The sequence below is a fragment of the Bradyrhizobium sp. AUGA SZCCT0176 genome, from assembly GCF_018130145.1.
In the GTDB taxonomy this organism is placed as follows: domain Bacteria; phylum Pseudomonadota; class Alphaproteobacteria; order Rhizobiales; family Xanthobacteraceae; genus Bradyrhizobium.
Genome location: NZ_JAFCMB010000006.1, coordinates 163,354 through 189,205 on the forward strand (window position 1 = coordinate 163,354; position 25,852 = coordinate 189,205).

General features: G+C 63.5%; 21 protein-coding genes and 1 riboswitch. Of the genes, 11 read left to right on the forward strand and 10 right to left on the reverse strand.

Annotated elements, in window-relative coordinates:
• Nucleotides 1-422 precede the first annotated feature (422 nt).
• Complete coding sequence (gene recA / locus JQ600_RS16970; RefSeq protein ID WP_212264360.1) at nucleotides 423-1,511, forward strand: recombinase RecA; 1,089 nt, start codon at nucleotides 423-425, stop codon at nucleotides 1,509-1,511.
• A 199-nt stretch (nucleotides 1,512-1,710) separates the two neighbouring features.
• Here recA and gcvP read toward each other — a convergent pair whose 3' ends face one another.
• The 3 genes from gcvP to gcvT all read right to left on the reverse strand — a co-directional run bounded on the left by gcvP (nucleotide 1,711) and on the right by gcvT (nucleotide 6,260).
• Nucleotides 1,711-4,584 (reverse strand): aminomethyl-transferring glycine dehydrogenase, encoded by a 2,874-nt coding sequence (gene gcvP, locus JQ600_RS16975; RefSeq protein ID WP_212387128.1) that lies wholly within the window; start codon nucleotides 4,582-4,584, stop codon nucleotides 1,711-1,713.
• 154 nt (nucleotides 4,585-4,738) lie between these two features.
• A complete protein-coding gene (gcvH, locus tag JQ600_RS16980; RefSeq protein WP_212264363.1) occupies nucleotides 4,739-5,104 on the reverse strand; it encodes a glycine cleavage system protein GcvH in 366 nt (121 codons plus the stop codon).
• A gap of 10 nt (nucleotides 5,105-5,114) precedes the next feature.
• A complete protein-coding gene (gcvT, locus tag JQ600_RS16985; protein WP_212387126.1) occupies nucleotides 5,115-6,260 on the reverse strand; it encodes a glycine cleavage system aminomethyltransferase GcvT in 1,146 nt (381 codons plus the stop codon).
• Between the two features lie 137 nt (nucleotides 6,261-6,397).
• A riboswitch (glycine riboswitch) is annotated at nucleotides 6,398-6,488 on the reverse strand.
• Between the two features lie 199 nt (nucleotides 6,489-6,687).
• On the opposite strand from gcvT, the gene alaS reads away from it, so the two are divergent.
• The gene (gene alaS / locus JQ600_RS16990) at nucleotides 6,688-9,363 is read left to right on the forward strand and encodes an alanine--tRNA ligase (protein WP_212387124.1); all 2,676 of its coding nucleotides are present in this window, start codon (nucleotides 6,688-6,690) and stop codon (nucleotides 9,361-9,363) included.
• Between the two features lie 70 nt (nucleotides 9,364-9,433).
• Here alaS and JQ600_RS16995 read toward each other — a convergent pair whose 3' ends face one another.
• From JQ600_RS16995 to JQ600_RS17010, 4 genes are all read right to left on the reverse strand, one after another.
• Nucleotides 9,434-9,937, reverse strand: a complete 504-nt coding sequence (locus JQ600_RS16995; RefSeq protein ID WP_212387122.1) for a DUF3455 domain-containing protein — start codon at nucleotides 9,935-9,937, stop codon at nucleotides 9,434-9,436.
• Nucleotides 9,938-10,019: 82 nt separating this feature from the next.
• Entirely contained in the window at nucleotides 10,020-11,237 is a 1,218-nt protein-coding gene (locus tag JQ600_RS17000) for an NADP-dependent isocitrate dehydrogenase (RefSeq protein ID WP_212264367.1), read from the reverse strand.
• Nucleotides 11,238-11,358: 121 nt separating this feature from the next.
• Nucleotides 11,359-11,973, reverse strand: a complete 615-nt coding sequence (locus JQ600_RS17005) for a hypothetical protein (RefSeq protein ID WP_212489986.1) — start codon at nucleotides 11,971-11,973, stop codon at nucleotides 11,359-11,361.
• 48 nt (nucleotides 11,974-12,021) lie between these two features.
• Nucleotides 12,022-13,749 (reverse strand): S9 family peptidase, encoded by a 1,728-nt coding sequence (locus JQ600_RS17010; protein ID WP_212387118.1) that lies wholly within the window; start codon nucleotides 13,747-13,749, stop codon nucleotides 12,022-12,024.
• Nucleotides 13,750-14,060: 311 nt separating this feature from the next.
• On the opposite strand from JQ600_RS17010, the gene JQ600_RS17015 reads away from it, so the two are divergent.
• Complete coding sequence (locus JQ600_RS17015) at nucleotides 14,061-15,266, forward strand: TrmJ/YjtD family RNA methyltransferase (RefSeq protein ID WP_212387330.1); 1,206 nt, start codon at nucleotides 14,061-14,063, stop codon at nucleotides 15,264-15,266.
• Nucleotides 15,267-15,282: 16 nt separating this feature from the next.
• On the opposite strand, the gene JQ600_RS17020 is transcribed toward JQ600_RS17015, so the two are convergent.
• A complete protein-coding gene (locus JQ600_RS17020) occupies nucleotides 15,283-17,214 on the reverse strand; it encodes a sigma 54-interacting transcriptional regulator (protein ID WP_212387115.1) in 1,932 nt (643 codons plus the stop codon).
• Between the two features lie 166 nt (nucleotides 17,215-17,380).
• Here JQ600_RS17020 and JQ600_RS17025 point away from each other — a divergent pair, with 166 nt between their 5' ends.
• The 4 genes from JQ600_RS17025 (at nucleotide 17,381) to cynS (ending at nucleotide 21,201) form a co-directional block, all read left to right on the forward strand.
• Nucleotides 17,381-18,769 (forward strand): CmpA/NrtA family ABC transporter substrate-binding protein, encoded by a 1,389-nt coding sequence (locus tag JQ600_RS17025; protein WP_212387101.1) that lies wholly within the window; start codon nucleotides 17,381-17,383, stop codon nucleotides 18,767-18,769.
• Between the two features lie 166 nt (nucleotides 18,770-18,935).
• Nucleotides 18,936-19,775: a nitrate ABC transporter permease gene (gene ntrB, locus JQ600_RS17030; protein WP_212387099.1), complete on the forward strand. Its 840-nt coding sequence runs from the start codon at nucleotides 18,936-18,938 to the stop codon at nucleotides 19,773-19,775.
• A gap of 4 nt (nucleotides 19,776-19,779) precedes the next feature.
• Nucleotides 19,780-20,691 (forward strand): ABC transporter ATP-binding protein, encoded by a 912-nt coding sequence (locus JQ600_RS17035; protein ID WP_212264374.1) that lies wholly within the window; start codon nucleotides 19,780-19,782, stop codon nucleotides 20,689-20,691.
• Between the two features lie 21 nt (nucleotides 20,692-20,712).
• A complete protein-coding gene (gene cynS, locus JQ600_RS17040) occupies nucleotides 20,713-21,201 on the forward strand; it encodes a cyanase (protein WP_212204518.1) in 489 nt (162 codons plus the stop codon).
• Between the two features lie 146 nt (nucleotides 21,202-21,347).
• On the opposite strand, the gene JQ600_RS17045 is transcribed toward cynS, so the two are convergent.
• Nucleotides 21,348-22,166, reverse strand: coding sequence for an oxaloacetate decarboxylase (locus JQ600_RS17045; protein ID WP_212264375.1), 819 nt, complete (start codon nucleotides 22,164-22,166; stop codon nucleotides 21,348-21,350).
• Nucleotides 22,167-22,276: 110 nt separating this feature from the next.
• Between JQ600_RS17045 and JQ600_RS17050 the strand changes: the two genes are divergently transcribed.
• Complete coding sequence (locus tag JQ600_RS17050) at nucleotides 22,277-23,176, forward strand: LysR family transcriptional regulator (RefSeq protein WP_212489987.1); 900 nt, start codon at nucleotides 22,277-22,279, stop codon at nucleotides 23,174-23,176.
• A 137-nt stretch (nucleotides 23,177-23,313) separates the two neighbouring features.
• On the opposite strand, the gene JQ600_RS17055 is transcribed toward JQ600_RS17050, so the two are convergent.
• On the reverse strand, nucleotides 23,314-23,637 hold the full coding sequence (locus JQ600_RS17055; RefSeq protein WP_212264377.1) for a DUF1476 domain-containing protein: 324 nt from the start codon (nucleotides 23,635-23,637) through the stop codon (nucleotides 23,314-23,316).
• Nucleotides 23,638-23,957: 320 nt separating this feature from the next.
• Between JQ600_RS17055 and purC the strand changes: the two genes are divergently transcribed.
• The 3 genes from purC (at nucleotide 23,958) to purQ (ending at nucleotide 25,812) form a co-directional block, all read left to right on the forward strand.
• Nucleotides 23,958-24,725, forward strand: coding sequence for a phosphoribosylaminoimidazolesuccinocarboxamide synthase (gene purC / locus JQ600_RS17060; RefSeq protein WP_171708996.1), 768 nt, complete (start codon nucleotides 23,958-23,960; stop codon nucleotides 24,723-24,725).
• A gap of 136 nt (nucleotides 24,726-24,861) precedes the next feature.
• Entirely contained in the window at nucleotides 24,862-25,101 is a 240-nt protein-coding gene (gene purS / locus JQ600_RS17065) for a phosphoribosylformylglycinamidine synthase subunit PurS (protein WP_028349990.1), read from the forward strand.
• 9 nt (nucleotides 25,102-25,110) lie between these two features.
• Nucleotides 25,111-25,812 (forward strand): phosphoribosylformylglycinamidine synthase subunit PurQ, encoded by a 702-nt coding sequence (gene purQ, locus JQ600_RS17070; RefSeq protein WP_212387095.1) that lies wholly within the window; start codon nucleotides 25,111-25,113, stop codon nucleotides 25,810-25,812.
• Nucleotides 25,813-25,852 lie beyond the last annotated feature (40 nt).

Below are 25,852 nucleotides of genomic sequence, written 5' to 3' on the forward strand. Positions count from 1 at the left end.
TGATACAACCTCGTTGCTGACGGGTCCTAACCGTAGGGTTTGCATGTCCGATCCTATAAAATTCCAATCCCGGACGTCGGTTCCGAAGTGAACACTCCAAAAAAGGCCACTGCGCATTTCAACTTCGGCCACCACTAGGGGTCGAAACAAGCCAGTACCGGCCGGTTCGGCCTACCCATTTAGGGGGATGAACAGAGCGCGGCAACATCGCGGCGCTGGTGAGGGCCAAAAGGGGCCACCTCAAAAATCACAAGGGATCATTAACTTAGAATGGGGTTGAGAGGGGCCAGCACCGATCTCTCTAAAAGAACATATTGCGAACATAGAACAAAGGTGGTACAAGCATTCACCGTCAGTCGAATCCCCTGAGATCCTCGTCGTCCGTTTGTCCCGCTAGCGAATCCCCGCCATAAGGAGCACCCATGTCCGCCACTGCCCTGCGTATCGTCGAAGGATCCTCCATGGATAAGACCAAGGCCCTGTCCGCCGCGCTCTCCCAGATCGAGCGCCAGTTCGGCAAGGGTTCTGTGATGAAGCTGGGCAAGAACGATCGCTCGATGGATATCGAGACGATTTCGTCGGGCTCGCTCGGGCTGGACATCGCGCTCGGCGTCGGCGGCCTGCCGAGAGGCCGCGTCGTCGAAATCTACGGGCCGGAATCCTCAGGCAAAACCACGCTGGCGCTGCATACGGTGGCCGAAGCCCAGAAGAAGGGCGGCATCTGCGCCTTCATCGACGCCGAACATGCGCTCGACCCGGTCTATGCCCGCAAGCTCGGCGTCAACATCGACGAGCTCCTGATCTCGCAGCCCGACACCGGCGAGCAGGCGCTGGAAATCTGCGACACGCTGGTGCGCTCGGGTGCGGTCGACGTGCTGGTGGTGGATTCCGTCGCCGCCTTGGTGCCGAAGGCCGAACTCGAAGGCGAGATGGGCGATGCGCTGCCCGGCCTGCAGGCGCGGCTGATGAGCCAGGCGCTGCGCAAGCTCACCGCCTCGATCAACAAATCCAACACCATGGTGATCTTCATCAACCAGATCCGCATGAAGATCGGGGTGATGTACGGCTCGCCGGAAACCACCACCGGCGGCAATGCGCTGAAGTTTTACGCCTCGGTTCGCCTCGACATCCGACGTATCGGCGCGATCAAGGAGCGCGATGAAGTCGTCGGCAACCAGACCCGCGTCAAGGTCGTAAAGAACAAGCTGGCGCCGCCGTTCAAGCAGGTCGAATTCGATATCATGTATGGCGAGGGCGTCTCCAAAATGGGCGAAATCCTCGACCTCGGCGTCAAGGCCGGCATCGTCGAGAAGTCCGGCGCCTGGTTCTCCTATGACAGTCAACGGCTCGGGCAGGGGCGTGAGAACTCGAAGGCGTTCCTCAAGGCCAATCCCGACATGACCGCAAAGATCGAGGCCGCGATCCGCCAGAACTCCGGCCTGATCGCCGAACAGATTCTGGCCGGTCCCCCCGAGCGCGACGCCGACGGCGAAGAGCCGGCCGACGAGTAGGATTTTCCGGACCTCGGATCGCATGATCCGGGTTTCGACATAGCGGGTGCTGAGGACGTTGAGTTGCCGACGTCTTCAGTGCCCGTTTTGCTGGTGTCATTGCCGGGCTTGACCCGGCAATCCATTTCCTTCGAAGGAATCTTCTAGATGGATGCGCGGGTCAAGCCCGCGCATGACGAGTGATATTGCGCGACGAAGCTTACTCCGCTGCCTGCGCGTAATCCTCCACCGGCGGGCACGAGCACACCAGGTTGCGGTCGCCATAGACGTTGTCGACGCGGCCGACCGGGCACCAGTATTTGTCCGTCCGCGACGTGCCGGCCGGGAAGCAGCCCTCGGCGCGGCTGTAGGCGCGGGCCCAGGCATCGTCGGCGATGTCGTGCACGGTGTGCGGGGCGTGGCGCAGCGGCGAGGCCTCGATCTTCCAGCGGCCGCTTTCGACCTCGGCGATCTCGTTACGGATCGCAATCATGGCGTCGCAGAAGCGATCCAGCTCCGCCTTCGATTCCGATTCGGTCGGCTCGATCATCAGCGTGCCCGGCACCGGAAAGCTCATGGTCGGAGCATGGAAGCCGTAGTCGATCAGCCTTTTCGCGATGTCGTCGACGGTGACGCCGCTGGTCGCTTTGAGCGGGCGGGGATCGACGATGCATTCATGCGCGACGCGGCCTTTTGCATTTTTGTACAGCACGGGGAAATGCGGATCGAGTTTGCTCGCGATGTAGTTGGCGTTGAGAATCGCGATCTCGGTCGCCCGCGTGAGGCCTTCGCCGCCCATCATCAGGATGTAGATGTAGGAGATCGTGAGGATCGATGCCGAGCCGAACGGGGCGGCCGATACCGGCCCGATCGGATGCGGGGTAGCGCCATCGGTCGCTGGGTGGCCGGGCAGGAACGGCGCGAGGTGCGCCTTGACGCCGATCGGTCCCATGCCGGGCCCGCCGCCGCCATGCGGAATGCAGAACGTCTTGTGCAAATTGAGGTGGCTGACGTCGGCGCCGTAATCGCCGGGCCGCGACAGGCCGACCTGCGCATTCATGTTGGCGCCGTCGAGATAGACCTGTCCGCCATGGCCGTGCACGATGTCGCAGATATCGCGGATATGCTCCTCGAACACGCCATGCGTCGAGGGATAGGTGATCATGATCGCGGCGAGATTTTTCGAATGCTTCTCGGCCTTCGCGCGCAGATCATCTACGTCGACGTCGCCTCTGATGTCACAGGCGACCACCACCACGTCCATGCCGACCATCGCGGCGGAGGCCGGGTTGGTGCCGTGCGCGGAGGAGGGGATCAGGCAGATTTTGCGATGCGGCTCGCCGCGCGCGGCGTGATAGCCGCGGATCGCGAGCAGCCCGGCATATTCGCCCTGCGCGCCGGAATTCGGCTGCAGCGAAATCGCGTCATAGCCGGTGATGTCGCACAGCCATTTTTCCAGCCGCGCAAATAGCGCGTGATAACCCTTGGCCTGTTCGTTCGGAGCAAACGGATGCAGGCTGCCGAACCCGGCCCAGGTCAGCGGGATCATTTCCGCCGTGGCGTTGAGCTTCATGGTGCAGGAGCCGAGTGGAATCATCGCGCGGTCGAGCGCGAGATCGCGATCGCTGAGCTTGCGCATGTAGCGCAGCAGCTCGGTCTCGGAGCGGTGGGCGTGAAACACCGGATGGGTCAGGAACGCGGTGGCGCGCTTCAACTCGGGCGGAAGGTCCTCGCGTACGCCAATCTCGATTTCCGCGTAGGACAATTTGCCGCCGAACGCGCGCCACACCGCCTCGATCACGGCCGGCGTCGTGGTCTCGTCCACGGCAATGCCGAGCGTGCCGTCACTGATCCGCAGATTGATCCTCTCAGTGCGGGCGCGCGCGACGATCTCGTCCTGCTTCGCAGCAGTCGCCACCGTGACGGTGTCGAAGAAATTCTGTGACGCCGGCGCAAAGCCGAGCTTGCTCAATCCCGCCGCCAGCACGGCGGCGCGCCGGTGCACCTGGCGCGCGATGTACGTCAGTCCTTCGGGGCCGTGATAGACCGCGTACATCGAGGCGATCACCGCCAGCAGCACCTGCGCGGTGCAGATGTTGGAGGTGGCTTTTTCGCGGCGGATGTGCTGCTCGCGGGTCTGCAGCGCGAGGCGATAGGCCGGCTCGCCGCGCGAATCCACCGACAGCCCGACGATGCGGCCGGGCAGCGAGCGCTTCAGCGCGTCGCGCACCGCCATATAGGCGGCATGCGGTCCGCCATAGCCCATCGGCACGCCAAAGCGCTGCGCCGATCCGATTGCAATGTCCGCGCCGAGTTCGCCGGGCGAGGCCAGCAGCGTCAGCGCGAGCAGATCGGCGGCGACGACGGCAAGCGCCCCCTTGGCGCGCAGCGACGCAATCGCGGGGCGCAGATCACGCACTGCGCCGGAACTGCCGGGGTATTGCAGCAGCGCACCCAACACGTCCGCCTTGTCGAGATCGGCGAGGGGATCGCCGACGATCAGTTTCCAGCCCAGCGGCTCGGCGCGGGTGCGGAGCAGCGCCAGCGTCTGGGGATGCACGTCCGCATCGACGAAGAACGATTTGCTCTTCACGCCAGAGAAGCGCTCCGCCAGCGCCATCGCTTCCGCGGCGGCCGTGGCCTCGTCGAGCAACGAGGCGTTGGCGACGTCGAGGCCGGTGAGATCGCAGATCATGGTCTGGAAGTTGAACAGCGCCTCCAGCCGGCCCTGGCTGATCTCGGGCTGGTACGGCGTGTACGCCGTGTACCAGGCCGGGCTCTCCAGGATGTTGCGCTGGATCACGGCGGGCAGAATGGTGCCGGAATAGCCCTGGCCGATCAGCGAGGTGAACACCTGGTTCTGCGCGGCGAGTTCCCCCATATGCGCCAGCGCTTCGGTCTCGCTCAACGCGCGCCCGAGATCGAGCGGCGTCTTCTGCCGGATCGAGGACGGCAGCGTCTGGCTCATCAACTCGCCGAGGCTCTTGGCGCCGGCGCTCTCCAGCATCGCCGCGATGTCGCGGGGGGAGGGGCCGATGTGGCGGCGCACGAAATCGGTGGCGGCCTCGTTGGTATGCTTGAGCGGCGCGTTCATGGCTATTCCTCTTTATTCGCCGTCATGCCCCGCGAAGGCGGGGCATCCAGTAATCACTGGCTTCAGCGGTTGAATCGAGATGTCACGGCGTACTGGATCGTCCGCCTTCGCGGACGATGACACCGGATATGTGGTTATGAAGCGCTTCATCTTCTCACGCGGTGTGCTTGGCGTAGGCGGCCTCGTCCATCAGGCCATCGAGTTCGCTCTTGTCCTTGATCTTCAGCTTGAAGAACCAGGCCTTGCCGGCGGCGTCGGAATTCACCAGCGCGGGTTCGGCGGCGAGTTCCTCGTTGACTTCGAGCACGTCGCCGGAGATCGGCGCGTAGACGTCGGAGGCGGCCTTGACGGATTCGACCACGGCGGCGGCCTCCGCCTTCTTCAGGCTGCGACCGACCTTGGGCAGTTCGACGAACACGACGTCGCCAAGCTGCGACTGCGCATAATCCGTGACGCCGATGGTGGCGACATCGCCCTCGATGCGGAGCCATTCATGGTCAGTTGTGAACAAGATCGTCATGAGACTTCCTTCAGCGTTTATAGGTGTTGGGAACGAATGGCATGGGCGCGACCTGCAGCGGCAGGCGCTGGCCGCGGACTTCGGCGAAAACTTGCGTGCCGGTTGTGGCGAGTGACGACGGCAGATAGCCCATCGCGACGGGGGCATTGAGGCTCGGGCCGAAACCGCCTGAGGTGACCTTGCCGATCGGCTGGGCCGAGGAGCTATCGGCAAACAACACCGCGCCTTCGCGCACCGGCGCGCGGCCTTCGGGCCGCAGGCCGACGCGGCGGCGCGCGGCGCCTTTTTCAAAATGGGCAAGAATGGCCTCAGTGCCGGGGAAACCGCCGGCACGCGCGCCGCCAGTTCGCCGGCTTTTCTGCACCGACCATTCCAGCGCGCCCTCGACCGGGCTGGTCGTGGTGTCGATGTCGTGGCCGTACAAACAAAGTCCGGCCTCGAGCCGCAGGCTGTCGCGGGCGCCCAATCCGATCGGCAGCACGTCGCTGTTCTCCAGCAGCGCGGTCACCAGCGCTTCGGTGTGTTCAGCCGGAACCGAAATCTCAAACCCGTCTTCGCCGGTATAGCCGGAGCGCGAAACGAAGCAGTCGAAGCCCGCGACCTTGCGCGGACCGGTGTCCATGAATTTCATCCCGCCGACATCTGCACAAAACTTCGCCAGCGCGGATTCGGCCTTCGGCCCCTGCAGCGCGATCAGCGCGCGGTCGGCCAGCGAATCGATCATGCAGACATCCGAAAGGTGCGCGCGCAGATGCGCCTCGTCTTCGGCCTTGCAGGCGGCGTTGACCACCAGAAACAGATGGTCGCCGAAATTCGCCACCATCAGGTCGTCGAGAATGCCGCCATCGGGATTGGTGAACTGCGCGTAGCGTTGCCGCCCGGGCGCCACCGCCACGATGTCCTGCGGCACCAGCCGCTCCAGCGCCAGTGCGGCGTCCTCGACCTTGCCGGATTTCGGCCGTAGCGCGAGCTGGCCCATATGCGAGACGTCGAACAGGCCGGCAGCGCTGCGCGTGTGCTGGTGTTCCCGGAGCACGCCGGCGGCGTACTGCACCGGCATTTCATAGCCGGCGAACGGAACCATCTTGCCGCCGCGTGCCACATGGAGCGCGTGCAAGGGTGTGTGATGTAAAGGAGATTCGTCGCTCGCCAGCATCCCAAGGACCCTCCAGGGTTCGGGGACCAGCCCCCGAAAACCCAAAGAAAGCCCCATCTGTCGCTGTGCCTGAGAGTATTATCCCGTCGGCGGACACCCCTGGGCCAAAGCCCTTCGGCGTCTCTTTCCAGATGCTAGTCCGTCACGGGGTCCGTTTGCCTGAGAGTTTCCGGGGCGGTTGCTCCTTCGGCGCCGGCGCTTAAGCCGATCTCTCCCGACGTGACGTCTTGAACATAGGCAGGAAAACACGGCGCCACCATGGCTGTCAACGCACGGCGGCAGCTATCAACCAGTCTTGTGTGCTGCGGCAAGCCTATGATCCGCCTGCACAGTTTCTGGACACCGCCTTTGGCCTTGTCTAAAAGCGTTGCGCCGGCAGAGAAGGCTATTTGCGGCCTGACCCGGTCCTATTTCCGATTGGATGAACATGAGCGGCGTCAACGAGATCAGGTCGAAATTTTTGGACTATTTTGCCGAGAACGGCCACGAGATCGTGCCGTCGTCGCCGCTGGTGCCGCGCAACGACCCGACCTTGATGTTCACGGCGGCCGGTATGGTGCAGTTCAAGAACGTCTTCACCGGCATCGAGAAGCGCGCCTATCAGCGCGCTACGACGTCGCAGAAATGCGTCCGCGCCGGCGGCAAGCACAACGACCTCGACAATGTCGGCTACACCGCGCGCCATCTCACGTTCTTCGAGATGCTCGGCAATTTCTCGTTCGGCGATTACTTCAAGGAGCGTGCGATCGAGCTCGCCTGGAACCTGGTCACCAAGGGTTTCGGGCTGAACAAGGACAAGCTGCTCGTCACCATCTACCACGACGACGACGAGGCGGCGCGCTACTGGAAGAAGATCGCCGGCTTCTCCGACGACCGCATCATCCGCATCGCGACATCAGACAATTTCTGGGCCGCGGGCGATACCGGTCCCTGCGGTCCATGCTCCGAGATCTTTATCGACCGCGGCGAGCACATCTGGGGCGGGCCTCCGGGCAGCCCGGAGGAGGACGGCGATCGCTTCCTCGAATTCTGGAACCTGGTCTTCATGCAGTTCGATCAGGTGACGAAGGAGGAGCGCGTGCCGCTGCCGCGTCCCTCGATCGACACCGGCCTCGGGCTGGAGCGCATGGCCTGCATCCTGCAGGGCGTCGAGAGCGTCTTCGAAACCGATCTGTTCCGTCACCTGATCGATGCCACCGCGTCCGCGCTCGGGCACGGACCGGAGGAGCAGAACGTGGCGTCGTTCCGCGTGATCGCGGATCACCTGCGCGCATCGTCGTTCCTGATTGCCGACGGCGTGCTGCCCTCGAACGAAGGCCGCGGCTATGTGCTGCGCCGGATCATGCGCCGCGCGATGCGCCACGGGCAGTTGCTCGGCGCGCGCGATCCGCTGATGCATCGTCTCGTTTCGGCGCTGGTGCGCGAGATGGGCCAGGCCTATCCGGATCTGGTGCGAGGCGAAAAGCTGATCGAGGAAACGCTGCGGCTGGAAGAGACGCGCTTCCGCAAGACGCTCGAGCGCGGCCTGTCGATCCTCGACGAGAAGAGCAGTTCGCTGAAGAAGGGCGACATGTTCGACGGCGATACCGCCTTCACGCTGTACGACACCTACGGTTTCCCGCTCGATCTGACCCAGGATGCATTGAAGTCGCGCGGCATCAGCGTCGATCTCGCCTCGTTCACTGATGCGATGGAAAAGCAGAAAGAGAAGGCGCGTGCGTCGTGGGCGGGATCGGGCGATACCGCGAGCGAGACCGTCTGGTTTCCGCTGCGCGAAAAACTCGGCGCCACCGAGTTCCTCGGTTATGAAACCGAGAGCGCCGAGGGCGTGGTTTCCGCGCTGGTGAAGGACGGCAAGGATGCCGACAGCCTCAAGGCCGGCGAGACAGGATCGATCGTTCTCAACCAGACGCCGTTTTATGCCGAGTCCGGCGGCCAGGTCGGCGACACCGGCGTGATGATCGGCAAGGACGTCAAGTTCCGCGTCACCGATACGCAGAAGCGGGCCGGCGATCTATTCGTGCATCTGGGCACGGTGGAGCAGGGCACGCTGAAGGTCGGCACCGCCTTGCAGCTCGAGGTCGACCATATCAGGCGCTCCTCGATCCGGGCGCATCACTCGGCGACGCATCTGCTGCACGAGGCGCTGCGCCAGGTGCTCGGCGACCACATCGCCCAGCGCGGCTCGCTGGTGGCGCCCGATCGCTTGCGATTCGATTTCGTGCACCAGAAGCCGATCACGGCGGAAGAAATCGCGCGCATCGAGGATATCGCCAACGAGGTGGTGCTGGAGAATGACGAAGTCACGACGCGCCTGATGGCGGTAGACGACGCCCGCGAGGCCGGGGCGCGCGCACTGTTCGGCGAAAAATATGGCGATGAGGTGCGCGTGGTGTCGATGGGCAAGCAGGCCCGCGACCAGGGCCAGAACACGCTCGGCTGGTCGGTGGAATTGTGCGGCGGCACCCATGTTCGCCGTACCGGCGACATCGGCCTCATTTCAGTGACCGGCGAAAGCGCGGTTGCCTCCGGCGTTCGCCGCATCGAGGCGCTGACCGGACGGCATGCGCGCAAGCACGCCAACGACACCATGCAGCTTGCGAGGAACGCGGCCGGCGAGCTGCGCACCTCGGTCGAAGAGATGCCGGCGCGCATTGCCGCGCTGGTGGAAGAGCGCAAGAAACTCGAGCGCGACCTGTCGGATGCACGCAAGAAGCTCGCGATGGGCGGCGGCGGAGGCAATGGCGCTGCGGCTACCGGCGGCGTGCGCGAAGCGGGCGGCGTCAAGCTCCTGGCGCGTGCGGTCGAAGGCGTCGAGACCAAGGATCTGAAGAGTCTCGTCGACGACGGCAAGAAGCAGATTGGCTCCGGCGTGGTTGCGATCGTCGGCGTCACCGAGGATGGCAAGGCCGGCGTGGTGGTCGGCGTCACCGCCGACCTGACCTCGCGCTTCAGCGCAGTCGATCTCGTCAAGATCGCCTCGGCAACGCTCGGCGGCAAGGGCGGCGGCGGGCGGCCCGACATGGCTCAAGCCGGCGGGCCCGACGGCGCCAAGGCCGATGCGGCGTTGTCGGCGATCGAAAAGGCCATGGCGGGCGCTTAGTTTGGTTACGACAAAGCCCAGCGGCACGAGCGCATGCCGGCAGAAGGGCCAAATGTACTAGGCCCCGTCCTCAGCCCTTGCGCAGGAACACATAGTCTGCCGAGTAAGGCACGTTGAGGAAGCTGCCGACGGTCTCGCATGCGCCTTCGTGCTTGCCGCCTTTGGTGTTGATCCGCTGCACCGTGGTAACATCGGCCAGGACGCCGCTGCCGCGCCGGGAGGTCACTTCGAGCTTCAGCCAAGGGATGTCGTTTGCGGTCGCGCCGGGGGCGTTGCCGGCGACCTTGGCGGCCACCGCGCTGCTGTCGCTGTGTTCCCAATTCGGTCCGGCGTAGTGGCGGCCGACGGTCTTGCCGTCGGCGAGCAGCGTCGCGATCGGTTCGCGGAACGACCAGATCGCCTTGCCGTCGGCGCCGGCCTTGCATTCGTAGACCTGCGCGCCTTCGGCATGCAGGGTCACGACGACGCTTTGGCCTGGTGCGCCGATGGCTTCGGGAAGCGGTTCGGCGGCGCGTGTGGTCGCTGAACTCGCAAGCAGCAGGAGGGTAATCGCGGCAATCCGAAGAGGAGGCATGGCGATACTCCGAACTCGTCATGGCGAGAAGCGGAAGCTTCGCTCGCCATGACGTTAATAGTCTTGCCGATGACGAGGCGGCTTACTTCGCTGCCATCGCCTTGGTGAGGTTCTCCGCGACCTTGTCGAGGAAGCCTGTCGTGGAGAGCCAGCGCTGGTCGGCGCCGACCAGGAGCGCAAGGTCCTTGGTCATGTAGCCGGCCTCGACGGTGTCGACGCAAACCTTCTCCAGCGTGTTGGCAAACTTCGCCAGTTCCTCGTTGTTGTCGAGCTTGGCGCGGTGCGACAGGCCGCGGGTCCAGGCGAAGATCGAGGCGATCGAGTTGGTCGAGGTTTCCTTGCCCTTCTGGTGCTCGCGGTAGTGCCGCGTCACCGTGCCATGCGCGGCCTCGGCTTCCACGGTGTCGCCGTCCGGCGTCATCAGCACCGAGGTCATCAGGCCGAGCGAGCCATAGCCCTGCGCCACCGTGTCGGACTGCACGTCGCCGTCGTAGTTCTTGCAGGCCCAGACATAGCCGCCGGACCACTTCATCGCCGCCGCCACCATGTCGTCGATCAGGCGGTGTTCATAGGTGATCTTCTTCGCCTCGAACTTGGCCTTGAATTCCTTGTCGTAGATGTCCTGGAAGATGTCCTTGAACCGCCCGTCATAGGTTTTCAGGATGGTGTTCTTGGTCGAGAGATAGACCGAGTAGCTCTTGGCGAGGCCCTGGTTGAACGAGGCGCGGGCGAAATCGGCGATCGAGTCGTCGAGATTGTACATCGCAAGCGCAATGCCGGCGCCCGGCGACTTGTAGACTTCGCGCTCGATCACCTGGCCGTCGTCGCCGACGAATTTCATCGTCAGCGTGCCCTTGCCGGGGAACTTGAAATCAGTGGCGCGGTACTGGTCGCCGAAGGCGTGACGGCCGATGATGATCGGCTTGGTCCAGCCGGGCACCAGGCGCGGCACGTTCTTGCAGATGATCGGTTCGCGGAACACCACGCCGCCGAGGATGTTGCGGATGGTGCCGTTGGGCGACTTCCACATTTCCTTGAGGCCGAATTCCTTCACCCGGGCCTCGTCCGGGGTGATGGTGGCGCATTTGACGCCGACGCCGACCTTCTTGATGGCGTTGGCGGCGTCGATCGTGACCTGGTCATTGGTCTTGTCGCGGTATTCCATCCCAAGGTCGAAATACATCAGGTTCACGTCAAGGAACGGGTTGATCAGCTTGTCCTTGATGTACTGCCAGATGATCCGGGTCATCTCGTCGCCATCGAGTTCGACGACGGGGTTGGTCACCTTGATTTTTGCCATGACGGAGGGGGCCTTTTTTGGAAAACCGCGCGTTTAGCGGCGGATGGGATGGTGGTGCCGTCGCTATAGCATCCGAAAACGCGGGCTGGAAGGCGATTGGCGGTGCGGATATGGCTGGTTTTCAGGCGAGCCCGAAACGCCGTTCCAGCCAGCTTCGCGCCTTGCCGGGTGGCATGGCGCGGATCACGGCGGCGGCGCCGCGGTTCTGCCGGTGATGGATCTCGGCGATGTGCAGATAGAGCCGGGCGGCACGCCAGCTGCGGTCCGGATGGCAAAGCTCCAGAATTCTGCGCCACACCGCATTGGCATGGCTGGGATGCTCCGCGAAGCAGGCGCCCCAGAGAATCTCAAGCGCGTAGGCCTTCGATGCGTGGGGCTCAATTCGAGAGGCCAGATCAAGGCACTTTTTGAGTTCGCGCTCGGCAAAGACAAGTCGCCCCTGCTTGAACGCTACGCCGATCGGCCACGCCATCACGGCCACTGTGCCATAGGCGTCATGGCATGATGGCGCCTCACGCGCGGCCTCTTCCAGGATAGACAGGGCCGCGCTTGGGTCCGCGTATTCCGCAACCGAGGCGAGAGCCTGAACGCGATACCACGCATCGGGGCAGCCGCGCGCCGCCTGCAGCGCCTTGGCGGTGTCGGTCGGCGCCAACTGTCCCGCCTGCTGACGTCCGATCAGGGACGCATGTGAAGGCCTGGGCGTATGCGGACGGCGCTGTTGCTGCGAAGACATGAAGCTTTGTCGCGGTGCGCGCGGACGCGGTTCGCAGCAAGATTTCCCTCAGAACGCTGCCTGCGTCGCTGTTCCCGCCACCACATACCAGGTCACGAACAGGCCGCAGATCAGGGCGCCGGGCAGGCTGGAGCCGGTCCGCCGCCAGGTGAAGGTCGCGACCACGGCGCAGATCGCCAGTAGCGGCACGAACTGGATGGCGACGATGGTCGACAGCGGCACGAAGCCGGGATCTGGCAGCGGGTTGAACAGCTTTCCGGTCAACCAAAGCGTGCCGTATTGTAATACCAGCAGCACGATGAAGCCCAGCGTCAGCGCCAGGATGTTGGTGAGGTAAAGCCCGGCACGCCCCGCCGCCATGGTCGAGAAATTCCGGTGCAGCACATGCAGCGCCACCACGAAGAAGGCCGTGAACGGCACCAGGTAGATCAGGAAAATCATCGCTTGCTTGGCGCTCATCAGCTTCATCGCCACGATCCAGAACCGGAAGTCGATCTTGAAGGCGAGATCGGCCAGCCACAGCGCCGCATAACCGATCGCAACGGTGGCGACCGCGATGATGACCGACTGGCCGACAATACCGGCCCGGCTGGCCCGCTTGGGCGCGAACGGCATCAGGGCCAGCGTGATCAGGGCATTGATGACGGCCCAGACCATGATCTGGTTGGTAATCCCCTGCGGCAGCCAGGCCGACGGTTTTACAAAAGTGCCCGCCAGCGCGAAGGCTGGATAGTAGGTCAGCGCCGGGATGAACGCGGTCAGGATGAAGGCGGTGGTCCAGCGCCGGCCGTCTGCCGCCGAATGTGCCGGCATGGTGCCGTCGGCGATCTCGGGCAGCCGCAGGCGGGAATACATTTTGGCTTCCAGCAGGGCGTCGAAGGCCCCGATCAGGAGGGCGACAAAGCCGAGCAGGGCGATCAGCGTGCCGATTTCCTTGCGGAACCAGATCTGGTCGTCGACCGGCAGCGGCGTGCCGCCCTTCAACGTCTTGGCGAACCAGTCGAGGCTGTAGCCGATCGCTTCATGGGAGATGTGCTCGGCCGGGTGGGTGATGGCGGGGGTGTAGAGCACCCGCGCGGTTCCCTGGGCGATGTCGCCATAGACCTTGCCGGGCTCGACCGGTCCCTGGGTGCCGAACATCGCCCACAGCTTTGGGCTCTGGGCGACGTCGCGGGCCCGATCGACGCCCCACATCAGGGTCGAAAATTCCTCGTATTGGGCGAACACGAGCGCCGTGTTCCGCGGCCAGGTCGGGGTGCCGTCGGCGGCGAACGGCTTGCCGGTCGACGACCCCTCCAGCACCATCGACTTGTAGTCGTTGGGCATGGCGGTCGCTGCGGCCAGCACGGTCCAACCACCCATCGAATGACCCTCGAGGCCGATATTGGTCTTGTCGACGAAGTCGAGGCTGCGCAGATAGGCCAGTCCGTCCGGACCACCAAAACCGTTGGCGAAGGCGGGCGGGTCGCTATAGCCGTGGCCGGTCTGGTCGAGGGCGAGGACGACATAGCCGCGGCGGGCGAACTCGATGGCAAAGCCGTCCTGGGTCTCGCGCGAATTGATGTAGCCGTGGACCGCCAGAATGCCCGGCGCCGGAATCTGCGGCGTGGCATTTGCCGGGATGTAGAGCAGGGCACTCATGGTGTTGCCCTTGGCGCCCTTGAACCTGACTTCCTGGATCCGGATGCCGCCGGACGTCTGGGTCAAATGGGCCAGCAGTCCGCCGGCCAGAATGAGGAGGAAACCGACAATCGCCAACGACCATCTGCCGCGCATGGACGTCTCCTCTTTTGGCCTCAGCCGTTGAACCGGCCGCCTGTTTGTTTGCAGCTTCGCTTTGAGTGTGATTGTTAGCCTATCCGAAAGCCGTGGGCGTACAAGCTGCGAGCGATCAAGCCCAATTCAGGCTTTGACCGAACTTTCGGAAACGCTACTAAGCCCGTTATCTGGCTTGAGAATTCTGGCCGCTGTTGTGGCCGGTCATCGAGACATGGAATGAGGTTTTGAATCAGGTGCTTCGCATCCTGATTCAAAACCTTCAGAAGTTGAATCAGCTTCCGAACTTGAATCAGAAAGCGACGCGAGAAATGTCCGGGTCTGGGACCGATAAAACCAAGTCTGGTTTGGACTTAGCTGGACCTGTTGTGATCCTTGTCGAACCACAGCTCGGCGAGAATATCGGCATGGCCGCGCGAGCGATGGGCAACTTCGCTCTTTCCCGTTTAAGAATCGTGAATCCGCGCGACGGCTGGCCGAACGTGGCGGCGCAACGCGCGGCGGCCGGCGCCGATCAGATTTTGGAAAGCGCTGAATTGTTCGAAACGGTCGAGCAGGCGGTCGCGGATCTGAGCCTGCTATTTGCGACCACCGCCCGCGCTCACGACCAGGCCAAGCCGGTGGTGGCACCTGCCGATGCCGCGGCTGAGATCGTGGCCCATGTCGCCGACCGAGGCGGGGTCGGCATCATGTTCGGCCGGGAGCGCTACGGTCTCCAGAACGAGGAGGTCGCGCTCGCCAACCGGATCATCACCTTCCCGGTCAACCCTGGTTTCGCCTCCCTCAACCTAGCGCAGGCGGTGCTCTTGATCGGCTATGAGTGGTTCAAGCTTTCGACCGGCGGCGCGCTCCCGTTCGCGATGCCCGAAAGGTCAGAGCCGGCCTCCCAGCATCAGATGCAGGCCTTCTTCGACAACCTCGTCCGGGAACTCGACAAGGTCGAGTTCCTGCGCCCGGCCGAGAAGCGGGACACCATGCTGGTCAACCTGCGCAACATCTTTACCCGGATGGACCCGACCAAGCAGGACATGCACACCCTCCACGGGGTTGTCATGGCGATCGCCGAGGGGCGCAAGGGTCCGGCCAAGGGCGGCGTGCTCGACGGCGAGCAGGCGACGAGGTTGCGCGCCCTGCTGGCTGAGCATGGCCAGGCGGCTTCGCCGTCGGAGAGCGGCGGAACCGTCCGTGGCCTGGCCCGATTGCTGCGCCGCAATCCGACCGACGCCGAGCGCATGCTGTGGCAGGCGCTGACCCGCGACCGCCGCTTCGCCGGCCAATTCAAACGCCAGACTCCGATCGGCCGCCACATCCCCGACTTCGTCACCTTCGTGCACCGGGTCGCGATCGAACTGGTCAACTCGTCCGAGTCGGAGGCGATCGTCGCCGACCGTGCCGCGCGGCGGAGCTGGCTGGAGGCGCGCGACTACCGGGTGGTCGAGATGCGGGTGGCGGACGTGGAGAGAGACCTGGAGACCGAACTCGGGCGGCTGGAGGCCAGCCTGCGTCAGCCTGGTTAAGACGAGTCAGTCCCGATCAGGCTCTGGCCTGCCGCGAACGGCCGGCCGAAATCCCGAGCGCCTTCATGCGCGACGCCAGCGTGGTCGGCTTGAGGTCGATCAGCTCGGCGGCGCCGCCGGCGCCGAACACCTTGCCGTTGCAGGCGGCAAGGGCGGCCAGGATGTTGGCGCGCTCGTGATCGCGCATCTCGGCTGACGTCATGACGGCCGGCCGCACGTCGCTCTTCTGGCGGCTGGCGCTGGCCGGCGAATGCGCGCCAACCGAATCCGGCAGGTCGATCCGCAGCCGTCCATTCTGCGACAAGATCGCCGCGCGCTCGATCACGTTCTGCAGTTCGCGGACATTGCCCGGCCAGTCGTAACGCTGCAGCCGCCGCGCATCGCCCTCCGACAGCCGCAAATCGGACTTCAGCTCGTTGCTCTCGCTCATCAGGAAATGCTGGGCCAGCAGCGGAATGTCCTCGCGGCGGTCGCGCAGGGGCACGGACTCCACCGGAAACACGTTGAGCCGGAAATACAAATCCTCGCGAAAGCGGCCGCGCTGCACTTCCTGCTTCAGGTTCCGGTTGGTGGCGGCGATCACGCGCACATCGACGGTGCGGGTGCGCTCCTCGCCGACGCGCTCGAAATTTCCCTCCTGCAGCACGCGGAGCAGCTTGCCCTGCAGCTCCAGCGGGATTTCGCCGACCTCGTCAAGAAACAGCGTGCCGCCATCGGCGAGTTCGAACCTTCCGATGCGGTCGCGCACCGCGCCGGTGAAGGCGCCTTTGACGTGCCCGAAGAATTCACTCTCGAACAGTTCGCGCGGGATCGCCGCGCAATTGACGCGGATCAGCGGCCGGTCGCGGCGGTTGCTGGCTTCATGAATGGCGCGCGCGATCAATTCCTTGCCGGTGCCGGACTCGCCAGTGATCATCACGGCGGCCGTGGTCGGCGCGACCAGTTTGACCTGGCGCAGCGTCTTCTGGATCGCTTCGCTCTGCCCGATGATGCCGCGCGGGTTGGTCTCGATCCGGATTTCTTCCTGCAGATAGGCGTTTTCCAGTTCCAGCCGCTCGCGCAGCCGGTCGACTTCGGTGAGTGCGGCGTGCAGTTTTTCGTCCGCTTCGCGGCGGTGGCTGACGTCGCGAAACACGATCACGGCGCCGACGACCGTGCCGCGGTCGCGGATCGGCGTCGAGGTGTACTCGACCCATACCGGAGAACCGTTCTTGCGCCAGAACACCTCGCCATCGACGTTGTGGACCGCGCCGTCGCGGAACGCCGCATAGATCGGACAGTCCTCATCGGGGTAATGACTGCCGTCGTGGTGGCTGTGGTGAACGATTGGATGAATGGCCTTGCCGACCAGTTCCTCGGCGGTCCACCCCAGCATCCTTTCTGCGGCCGGATTGACGAAGGTGGTCTTGCCCTCGGCGTTGACGCCGTAGATGCCTTCGCCGGCGGCGCGCAGGATCAACTGGTTCTCACGCTCGATGTCCTGGAACACGCGCTCGACGCGCTGCCAGGCGGCGAGCCCGCCGCGCATATGGTCCTCGGCGGTGGCATCGACATAGCGGCGGCGGCGCTGTTCGAGATCGCTCATCGTGAGCAGGATCAGCGCGCGTCCATCATGCGGCAGCATCGATCCCGTATATTCCAGCCGCAGCTTCTGGCTGGTGGCGTGGCGCGGCGTCAGTGTGTTGGTCCAGTAGGCACCCTTGTCGAGCACCGCCTGGCTGAACACGATCAGCGCAGGCACTTGCCCGGCATGCAGCGCGCTGAATTTGGTTTCCCGCAGCAGCGTGCGGTCGTAGCCGAGCAGGGTGCAAGCGGCGGGATTGGCATCGATGATTTCGTCGGTGTCGGGGTCGAGCAGCAACGTCGGCTCGACCAGATAGTCGAAGGTGAGGGTGCGCAGATCGAGATCGCGCGCCGTTGCGGCATGCAAATGCGGCGTCGAGTCCATTCCCAAAACTCCGAGAACTCGTAATTTAGCTACGAGTTTTCGTGTATCACGATTTTTCGTAATCGACAACAAACCAGCTAAATCACTGCGTCAATTCGATAAACGCGGTCTGATATGGCTGGCACACTCCTTGCGTAATTGACCCCAGCGTCACGCAGGAGGTTTCATGTCCACGTTCGACAATCCGTTCGATCCCGCCCGCCGACTCCATGCCCAGGGTTGCTGCTGCGGCAGGCACGTTAGCGATGCCGAACATGATGCCGACGCGCAGCTTGCGCTGCAGCCGGCGGTGGCGGCTTCCGAAGAGGCCCGCTTTGAGAACGTGGTCGCATCCGCCGTGATGCGCGCGATGTTTCCGCAGGATGTGGCGCGCCGCGCCTTCCTGAAATCGGTGGGAGCGGCGACCGCCGCCGCCGCGCTGTCGCAATTCTTCCCGCTCAAAACCGCGACCGAGGCCTTCGCGCAAGGCGGGCCGCTGGAGAAGAAGGACCTCAAGGTCGGCTTCATTCCGATCACCTGCGCGACGCCGATCATCATGGCGGCGCCGATGGGGTTTTACGCCAAGAACGGCCTCAACGTCGAAGTCATCAAGACCGCCGGCTGGGCCGTCATTCGCGACAAGACCATCAACAAGGAATACGACGCAGCCCACATGCTGTCGCCGATGCCGCTCGCGATCACGATGGGCGTCGGCTCCAATCCGTTGCCCTATACGATGCCCGCGGTCGAAAACATCAACGGTCAGGCCATCACGCTCGCGGTCAAGCACAAGGACAAGCGCGACCCGAAAACCTGGAAGGGCTTTAAATTTGCCGTTCCGTTCGACTACTCCATGCACAATTATCTGCTGCGCTATTATCTCGCCGAGCACGGCATCGATCCGGATGCCGACGTGCAGATCCGCGCGGTGCCGCCGCCGGAAATGGTTGCCAACCTGCGCGCCGACAATATCGACGGCTTCCTCGGCCCCGATCCGATGAACCAGCGGGCGGTCTATGACGGCGTCGGCTTCATCCACATCCTGACCAAGGATATCTGGGAGGGGCATCCCTGCTGCGCCTTTGCCGCATCGAAGGAATTCATCACCTCGATGCCGAACACCTACAGCGCGCTGCTCAAATCGATCATCGAAGCCACTGCGTTTGCGCACAAGGCCGAGAACCGCAAGCAGATCGCGGAGGCCATCGCGCCCGCGAATTATTTGAACCAGCCGCAGATCGTGCTGGAGCAGATTCTCACCGGCACGTTTGCCGATGGCCTTGGCAATGTCGTGACCCAGCCGAACCGCGTCGATTTCGATCCGTTCCCCTGGCAGTCCTTTGCGATCTGGATCATGACGCAGATGAAGCGTTGGGGTCAGCTCAAGGGCGACGTCGACTATGCCGGCATCGCGGCGCAAGTCTATCTCGCCACCGACGCCACAAGGCTGATGAAAGAGGCGGGGCTGACGCCGCCGACCACCACCACCAAGAGTTTTTCGGTGATGGGCAAGACCTTCGATCCGGCCAAGCCCGAGGATTACCTCGCCAGCTTCAAGATCAGGAAGGCTTCGTGATGGCGGGAGCGCAACTACGTTTGCCGCTGTCGTCCCGGCGAAGGCCGGGACCCATACGCCGTGTCATTTCGATTGGGCATGATGTCAGCGACCTTCCTTCATTATCACCGCCGCGGAGTATGGGTTCCGGCCTTCGCCGGGACGACGTGTTGAGAGATTTCGCCCGATGACCTCATCTCTTCGTTTCCGCGCGGCGATCGTGTCGATCGTGCTGTTCGCCGCGTTCCTCGGCATCTGGCACATTTCGACGCGCGGCACCGGCACCGTCGCCAACATGACGCCGGAATACGCCAAGCTGATGGGGCTGACCGCGACCGCCGGCAAGTCGGCGATGCCGGGACCGCTCGATGTCGGCGCGAAGCTGTGGGAACACCTGAAGAGCCCGTTCTACGACAACGGGCCCAATGACAAGGGGCTCGGAATCCAGCTCGGCTATTCCATCGCCCGCGTCGGCCTCGGCTATTTCCTGGCTGTGATCGTCGCGATACCGCTCGGCTTCCTGATCGGCATGTCGCCGCTGTTCAGCAAGGCGCTCGACCCGTTCATCCAGGTGCTGAAGCCGATCTCGCCGCTGGCCTGGATGCCGCTCGCGCTCTACACCATCAAGGATTCCAGCATTTCCGCGATCTTCGTGATCTTCATTTGCTCGGTATGGCCGATGCTGCTCAACACCAGCTTTGGCGTCGCCGCCGTGCGCAAGGAATGGATCAACGTCGCCCGCACGCTCGAAGTCGGCACCGTCAGGCGCGCCTTCACGGTGATCCTGCCGGCGGCGGCGCCGACCATTCTCACGGGCATGCGGATCTCGATCGGCATCGCCTGGCTCGTGATCGTCGCGGCCGAAATGTTGGTCGGCGGCACCGGCATCGGCTACTTCGTCTGGAACGAGTGGAACAACCTTTCGATCACCAATGTCATCATCGCCATCCTGCTGATCGGCATCGTCGGCATGCTGCTCGACCAGATCCTTGCGCGGTTCACGCGCATGGTCACGTTCCCGGAGTAGAGCGATGACCGACAAGTTCATCTCGATCGAGGGCATCGCGCGGCGTTATCCCGGCGCTGATGGCGGCCAGATCAGCGTGTTCGAGGATCTCTGGCTGTCGATGTCGCGCGGCGAATTCGGCTGCGTGATCGGCCATTCCGGTTGCGGCAAGACCACCGTGCTGAACATCCTCGCCGGCCTCGATGAGCCCAGCGAGGGCGCCGTCATTGTCGACGGGCAGGCGATCGAAGGCACCAGCCTCGACCGCGCCGTGATCTTCCAGAGCCACGCGCTGCTGCCGTGGCGCACGGTGCTCGGCAATGTCTCTTATGCCGTCACCTCGAAATGGCGCAACTGGGACCGCGCCAAGGTGAAGGCGCATGCGCAGAAGTTCATCGATCTGGTCGGGTTGACCGGCTCCGAGCACAAGCGCCCGTCGGAATTGTCTGGCGGCATGAAGCAGCGCGTCGGTATCGCACGCGCGCTTTCGATCACCCCGAAGATCATGCTGATGGACGAGCCGTTTTCGGCGCTCGATGCGCTGACGCGCGGCACGCTGCAGGACGAGGTGCGCCGCATCTGCCTTGAGACCGGGCAGACCGCGTTCATGATCACGCATGACGTGGATGAAGCGATCTATCTCGCCGACAAGATTTTCCTGATGACCAACGGCCCCGGCGCGGTGCTCGCCGAGATCGTGGAAAATCCGCTGCCAAAGGACCGCGGCCGCATCGATCTGCACCGCCATCCCTATTACTACGCGCTGCGCAATCACATCGTCGATTTCCTGGTCAGCCGCAGCAAGACCTTTGCGGCCACGGTAACCAACCACGATCCGCGCAACGTGCCGATCGTGCGGCCGGGCCTGAGCGAGCCGACCATCGTCGCGTCGCCGAAAATGATCGAGACCAGCCCGGCTCAGACGATCGCCCGTTAAACATTCACCAGGAGACGAGACATGAAACGCGAAGACCTCACCGAAAAGCTGCTCGACATCAAGCGCGAGAAGGGTTGGAGCTGGAAGCACATCTGCGAACAGATCGGCGGCTATTCCGAAGTGCTGATCGTCGGCGCCATCCTCGGCCAGATGAAGCTGACAAAACCGCAGGCGGCGAACGCCGGCGAACTGTTCGGGCTGTCGAAGTCGGAAGTAGCGATGCTGAACGAAGTGCCGATGCGCGGCACCGGCACGCCGATGCCGCCGACCGATCCCCTGATCTATCGCTTCTACGAAATGGTGCTGGTCAACGGCCCGGCGTGGAAGGCGCTGATCGAGGAGGAGTTCGGTGACGGCATCATGTCGGCGATCGACTTCGACATGGCGATGGAGCGCGTCGCCAATCCGAAGGGCGACCGCGTCAAGATCACGATGTCCGGAAAATTCCTGCCCTACAAATATTATGGCGCCACGGGGAATGTGCCGGAGTATGGCTTCAAGGAAGGCTGAACCAGCCCTGACCGTCATTGCGAGCCAACGGGTCGCGCGAATGCGCGCCCGATGACAGGCTCCGCGAAGCAATCCATATCGCCACGCGAAGAGAGAATGGATTGCTTCGCCGCTTACGCTCCTCGCAATGACGGCGGAGTTCACCCTCACGCCGCAGCGAACGCAGCCCTGACTTCCTTCACTGGCGCCATCTCGCGCACATAGGTGAATGCGCCCTGGTCCTTCATTTCGCGGGCGCATTTGAGGAAGGCGGCGAGCGCAACGCGCGCCATCGCGCCGCCGACGCTGATGCGCTTGACGCCGGCGGCGGCAATCTGCGGCACGGTCAATGTCGGATCGGCAAAACCCATCACCAGGTTGAAGGGTTTTCCGACCGACGATACGACCGTGCGGATGGTGTCGATGTCGTGCACGCCAGGCGAATAGAGCACGTCAGCGCCGGCGGCTTCGAACGCCTGCAGCCGCTTGATGGTGTCGTCGAGATCATTATGGCCATACAGCAGGTTCTCGGCCCGCGCGGTCAGCGTGAACGGAAAAGGCAGCGCGCGGGCGGCTTCTACCGCCGCATGCACCCGCTCGACCGCGAGCGCGAAATCGTAAATCGGCCGTCTGGGATCGCCGGTTGAATCCTCGATCGAGCCGCCGACCACGCCGGCTTCGGCCGCGCGCGCGATGGCTTTGGCGGCGGTCTTCGGGTCATCCGCGCCGCAATTTTCCAGATCGGCATTGACGGGCAGGTCGGTCGCGTCAGCAATGGCGCGGCAATTCTCGATAATGGCATCGAGGCTGACGGTGGCGCTGCCGAGCGTGTTGGCAAGCCCGAGGCTGGTGGTCGCGAGCGCCTCGAAACCCATCGCCGTAAGCAGCTTGGCAGTGCCGGCGTCCCATGGATTGGGGATGATGAAGGCGCCGGGCCGCGCGTGCAGGGCGCGGAACAGTTCGGCTTTTTCCATCTGGCTGCGCATCGGTCGTTTCCCTCAATTGGTTGCTTCGCGGTCAAACATAGGAGGCTTCCGTCCATCAGCCTAATTTGTTAATTATCTTCATATCATCAGCTTTTTGCATGGATTGGAAAATGGACAGCGACGCGCTCAGCACCTTCCTGACGGTTCACCGCCGCGGTGGAATCTCGAGCGCCGCCAAGGCGCTGCACCGTTCGCAGCCGGCGATATCCCGGCGCATCGCGCTCCTGGAGCAGGAACTCGGCATGCCCTTGTTCGAGCGGATCGCTGGACGGACGATGCTGAGCGATGCGGGGCGGGTGATGGTGCCGTACGCAGAGCGTGCGGTCGCCGCCGCGCAGGATGCGGAGAATGCGGTGCGCGCACTGGCGCGGCCGGATTCGGGACCGGTCGCACTCGCCGTGGTCGGCACGCTGGCGGGCGGCAGGCTATCGGCCATCTTGAAGCGTTTTGCGACCGAGCATCCCGGCGTTGATTTGTCCCTGCGAACCGCGACCAGTGCCGAGATCAGCGGCCTCATCCGCCGCGGCGAGGCGACGATCGGCTTGCGCTTTGATCGCGACGGTTCGCGCGATCTCGACTGCGAATTGCTGTTCGCCGAGCCGCTCCAGGTCGTTTGCGCGACCGATCACCCGCGTGCCGGCCGCCGCGTCGCAATACTTGCCGACCTGCGCGGCGAACGATGGATCGCATTTCCCGAAGCGCCGGGACGCCGCGAGATCGCCGCGTCGCATATCCTCGCGCTATTCCAGACTCGCGGATTGGGCGACGTCGCCTGGACGCCGGTCGATAGCCTGACCGCCCAGAAGCGCCTGATCGAGGCCGGTTTCGGCATCGCGCTGCTATCGCAAATCAACGCCGCCGAGGAGCTCGAATCCTCGGCGCTTTCGACTATCCGTGTCGGTGACCTCGATGCCAGCCACGACATCGTGACAGTGACGCGCCGCGGCGGCTTTCTCAGCGCGGCCTCGCGGCGGCTCTTGGAGATTATTCGGGCGGCATACGGCGGGTGAAAGCGTCGAAGCGATAATTCAAGCCGTCATTCCGGGATGGTCCGTTAGGACCAGACCCGAAATCTCGAGATTCCCCGATGCGCAATTGCGCATCTGAGGGGCGGTGCTTTCGCACCGCCCGGGGAATGACGCCAGCTTTACGTTCCCGCCTTCACCTGGGCGACGGCGGTCGCCATCAGCTCGTCCATCTTGGCGCGGAGTTCCTGCTCGGTGAGGGCAACGCCCTTGGCCTTGATATCGGCCATCACCTTGCGAAGCACGTCGGAATCGCCGGCTTCCTCGAAATCGGCGGCGACCACCTCCTTGGCGTAGGCAGTGGCGGCGTCGCCGGTAATTCCGAGCTTTTCTGCGACCCAGGTTCCAAGCAGCCGGTTGCGGCGCGCCTCGGCCTTGAACTTCTGATCCGCATCGAGAGCGAATTTCTTCTCGAAACCTTCTTCGCGCTTGTCGAAAGTGCTCATATTTGAGTTCCAATCCCTGCCAGATGCACGCGGGGGCCGCGTTGTGGCGACCCCGTCGCCTACCTAGATAGAGGGGGCGAATCGGCAAAACAACGGGCCGTTAAGCCGCAGTCTACAGGTATAAGTTGGGCCCAATTGGGCCGTGTCGATTGTGCTGGATAGGCCAATCGGATAGGTTGCCAACAGGCTTGGTTCTTGTTCTGTTTCCAGATGGTTAAGATCAGGTTCCTGGCCTTCACGGCAGCTCCGTCGTGGTCGTAAACCCTTGTCATCCGGAGCACACCAAATTCATGGATTTCAACAAAACACGGTACATCCCTATGAGCCGTCGACGCCGCATTTATGAAGGCAAGGCCAAGGTCCTGTATGAAGGTCCGGAGCCGGGAACCCTGATCCAGCACTTCAAGGACGATGCGACCGCGTTCAATGCCAAGAAACACCAGGTGATCGAGGGCAAGGGCGTCCTCAACAACCGGATTTCGGAGTACCTGTTTCAGCACCTCAACGACATCGGGGTGCCGACCCATTTCATCCGCCGCCTCAACATGCGCGAGCAGCTGATTCGCGAGGTCGAGATTGTGCCGCTGGAGGTGGTGGTGCGGAACGTAGCGGCGGGATCGCTGTCGCAGCGCCTCGGCATCGAGGAAGGCACCCAGCTGCCGCGCTCGATCATCGAGTTTTATTACAAGAACGACCAGCTCAACGACCCGATGGTCTCGGAAGAGCACATCACCGCATTCGGCTGGGCGACGCCGCAGGAAATCGACGACATCATGGCGCTCGCCATCCGCGTCAACGACTTCCTGACCGGGCTGTTTCTGGGCATCGGCATCCGTCTGGTCGATTTCAAGATGGAATGCGGCCGCCTGTTCGAGAACGAAATGATGCGGATCATCGTCGCCGACGAGATCTCGCCCGACTCATGCCGGCTGTGGGACATCAAGTCGAACGAGAAGCTCGACAAGGATCGTTTCCGCAGGGATCTGGGTGGTCTCCTGGAGGCCTATACCGAGGTCGCAAAGCGTCTGGGTATCCTGATGGAGAACGAGCGGCCGGCGGGTACGGGTCCGGTGCTGGTGAAGAGCTGATCGGTCACCGTCATCCTGAGGTGCTCGCCGGCTTCGGCGAGCCTCGAAGGATGGAGATGAAATACAAGGTCGCCCTTCGAGGCTCGGGCTTCGCCCGCGCACCTCAGGGTGACGTCCTGAATATTGGGCCAAGAATATGAAAGCACGTGTTACCGTTACCTTGAAGTCCGGCATTCTCGATCCGCAGGGCAAGGCCATCGAAGGCGCGCTGAAATCGCTCGGCGTCGACGGTGTCGCCAGCGTCCGTCAGGGCAAGGTGTTCGACATCGAGCTATCAGGCTCGGACAAGGCCAAGGCCGAGGCGGCGTTGAAAGACGCCGCCGACAAGCTGCTGGCGAACACCGTGATCGAGAATTATCGGGTCGAACTGCTCTAGGCGCTTCCCATGAAATCAGCCGTTCTCGTCTTCCCTGGCATCAATCGCGAGCGCGATATGGCGCGGGCGCTTAAACTCGCATCGGGCAACGAGGCCGCGATGGTCTGGCATGCCGAGACCGCGCTGCCCAAGGGCACCGATCTCGTTGTGGTGCCCGGCGGGTTTTCCTATGGCGATTATCTGCGCTGCGGCGCCATTGCCGCGCGTGCGCCGGTCATGGACGCGGTGCGGGACTTTGCGGCGGGTGGCGGCCTCGTGCTCGGTGTCTGCAACGGTTTTCAGATCCTCTGCGAAGCCGGCCTTCTGCCCGGCGTGCTGATGCGCAACGCGCGGCTGAAATTCATCTGCAAGGATGTGCACCTGCGGGTCGAACGCTCCGACACGCCGTTCACGCGCGGCTACAATGCCGGCCAGGTCATCCGCGTGCCGGTGGCGCATGGCGAAGGCAATTACGAGGCCGATGAAGAGACGGTTAAACGCCTCGAAGGCGAGGGGCGGGTGCTGTACCGTTATTGCTCCGCAGATGGCGTGGTGGACGAAAGCTCCAACATCAACGGCGCCGCGCAGTCGATCGCCGGCATCGTCAGCGAGCGCGGCAATGTGCTCGGCATGATGCCGCATCCGGAAAACCACGTCGAAGACATCATGGGCTGCACCGACGGCCGCGGCCTGTTCGCGGGCCTCGTCGCGCATCTGGAAAAAGCGGCGTGATTGCCCATAGCGTTTTCAGGCGAAGCGGGAACCGGTTCGC

Coding starts and splice junctions, on each gene's coding strand:
- recA (WP_212264360.1), top strand. CDS start 423: ATGTCCGCCACTGCCCTGCGTATCGTCGAAGGATCCTCCATGGATAAG.
- gcvP (WP_212387128.1), bottom strand. CDS start 4,584: ATGAACGCGCCGCTCAAGCATACCAACGAGGCCGCCACCGATTTCGTG.
- gcvH (WP_212264363.1), bottom strand. CDS start 5,104: ATGACGATCTTGTTCACAACTGACCATGAATGGCTCCGCATCGAGGGC.
- gcvT (WP_212387126.1), bottom strand. CDS start 6,260: ATGCTGGCGAGCGACGAATCTCCTTTACATCACACACCCTTGCACGCG.
- alaS (WP_212387124.1), top strand. CDS start 6,688: ATGAGCGGCGTCAACGAGATCAGGTCGAAATTTTTGGACTATTTTGCC.
- JQ600_RS16995 (WP_212387122.1), bottom strand. CDS start 9,937: ATGCCTCCTCTTCGGATTGCCGCGATTACCCTCCTGCTGCTTGCGAGT.
- JQ600_RS17000 (WP_212264367.1), bottom strand. CDS start 11,237: ATGGCAAAAATCAAGGTGACCAACCCCGTCGTCGAACTCGATGGCGAC.
- JQ600_RS17005 (WP_212489986.1), bottom strand. CDS start 11,973: ATGTCTTCGCAGCAACAGCGCCGTCCGCATACGCCCAGGCCTTCACAT.
- JQ600_RS17010 (WP_212387118.1), bottom strand. CDS start 13,749: ATGCGCGGCAGATGGTCGTTGGCGATTGTCGGTTTCCTCCTCATTCTG.
- JQ600_RS17015 (WP_212387330.1), top strand. CDS start 14,061: ATGTCCGGGTCTGGGACCGATAAAACCAAGTCTGGTTTGGACTTAGCT.
- JQ600_RS17020 (WP_212387115.1), bottom strand. CDS start 17,214: ATGGACTCGACGCCGCATTTGCATGCCGCAACGGCGCGCGATCTCGAT.
- JQ600_RS17025 (WP_212387101.1), top strand. CDS start 17,381: ATGTCCACGTTCGACAATCCGTTCGATCCCGCCCGCCGACTCCATGCC.
- ntrB (WP_212387099.1), top strand. CDS start 18,936: ATGACCTCATCTCTTCGTTTCCGCGCGGCGATCGTGTCGATCGTGCTG.
- JQ600_RS17035 (WP_212264374.1), top strand. CDS start 19,780: ATGACCGACAAGTTCATCTCGATCGAGGGCATCGCGCGGCGTTATCCC.
- cynS (WP_212204518.1), top strand. CDS start 20,713: ATGAAACGCGAAGACCTCACCGAAAAGCTGCTCGACATCAAGCGCGAG.
- JQ600_RS17045 (WP_212264375.1), bottom strand. CDS start 22,166: ATGCGCAGCCAGATGGAAAAAGCCGAACTGTTCCGCGCCCTGCACGCG.
- JQ600_RS17050 (WP_212489987.1), top strand. CDS start 22,277: ATGGACAGCGACGCGCTCAGCACCTTCCTGACGGTTCACCGCCGCGGT.
- JQ600_RS17055 (WP_212264377.1), bottom strand. CDS start 23,637: ATGAGCACTTTCGACAAGCGCGAAGAAGGTTTCGAGAAGAAATTCGCT.
- purC (WP_171708996.1), top strand. CDS start 23,958: ATGAGCCGTCGACGCCGCATTTATGAAGGCAAGGCCAAGGTCCTGTAT.
- purS (WP_028349990.1), top strand. CDS start 24,862: ATGAAAGCACGTGTTACCGTTACCTTGAAGTCCGGCATTCTCGATCCG.
- purQ (WP_212387095.1), top strand. CDS start 25,111: ATGAAATCAGCCGTTCTCGTCTTCCCTGGCATCAATCGCGAGCGCGAT.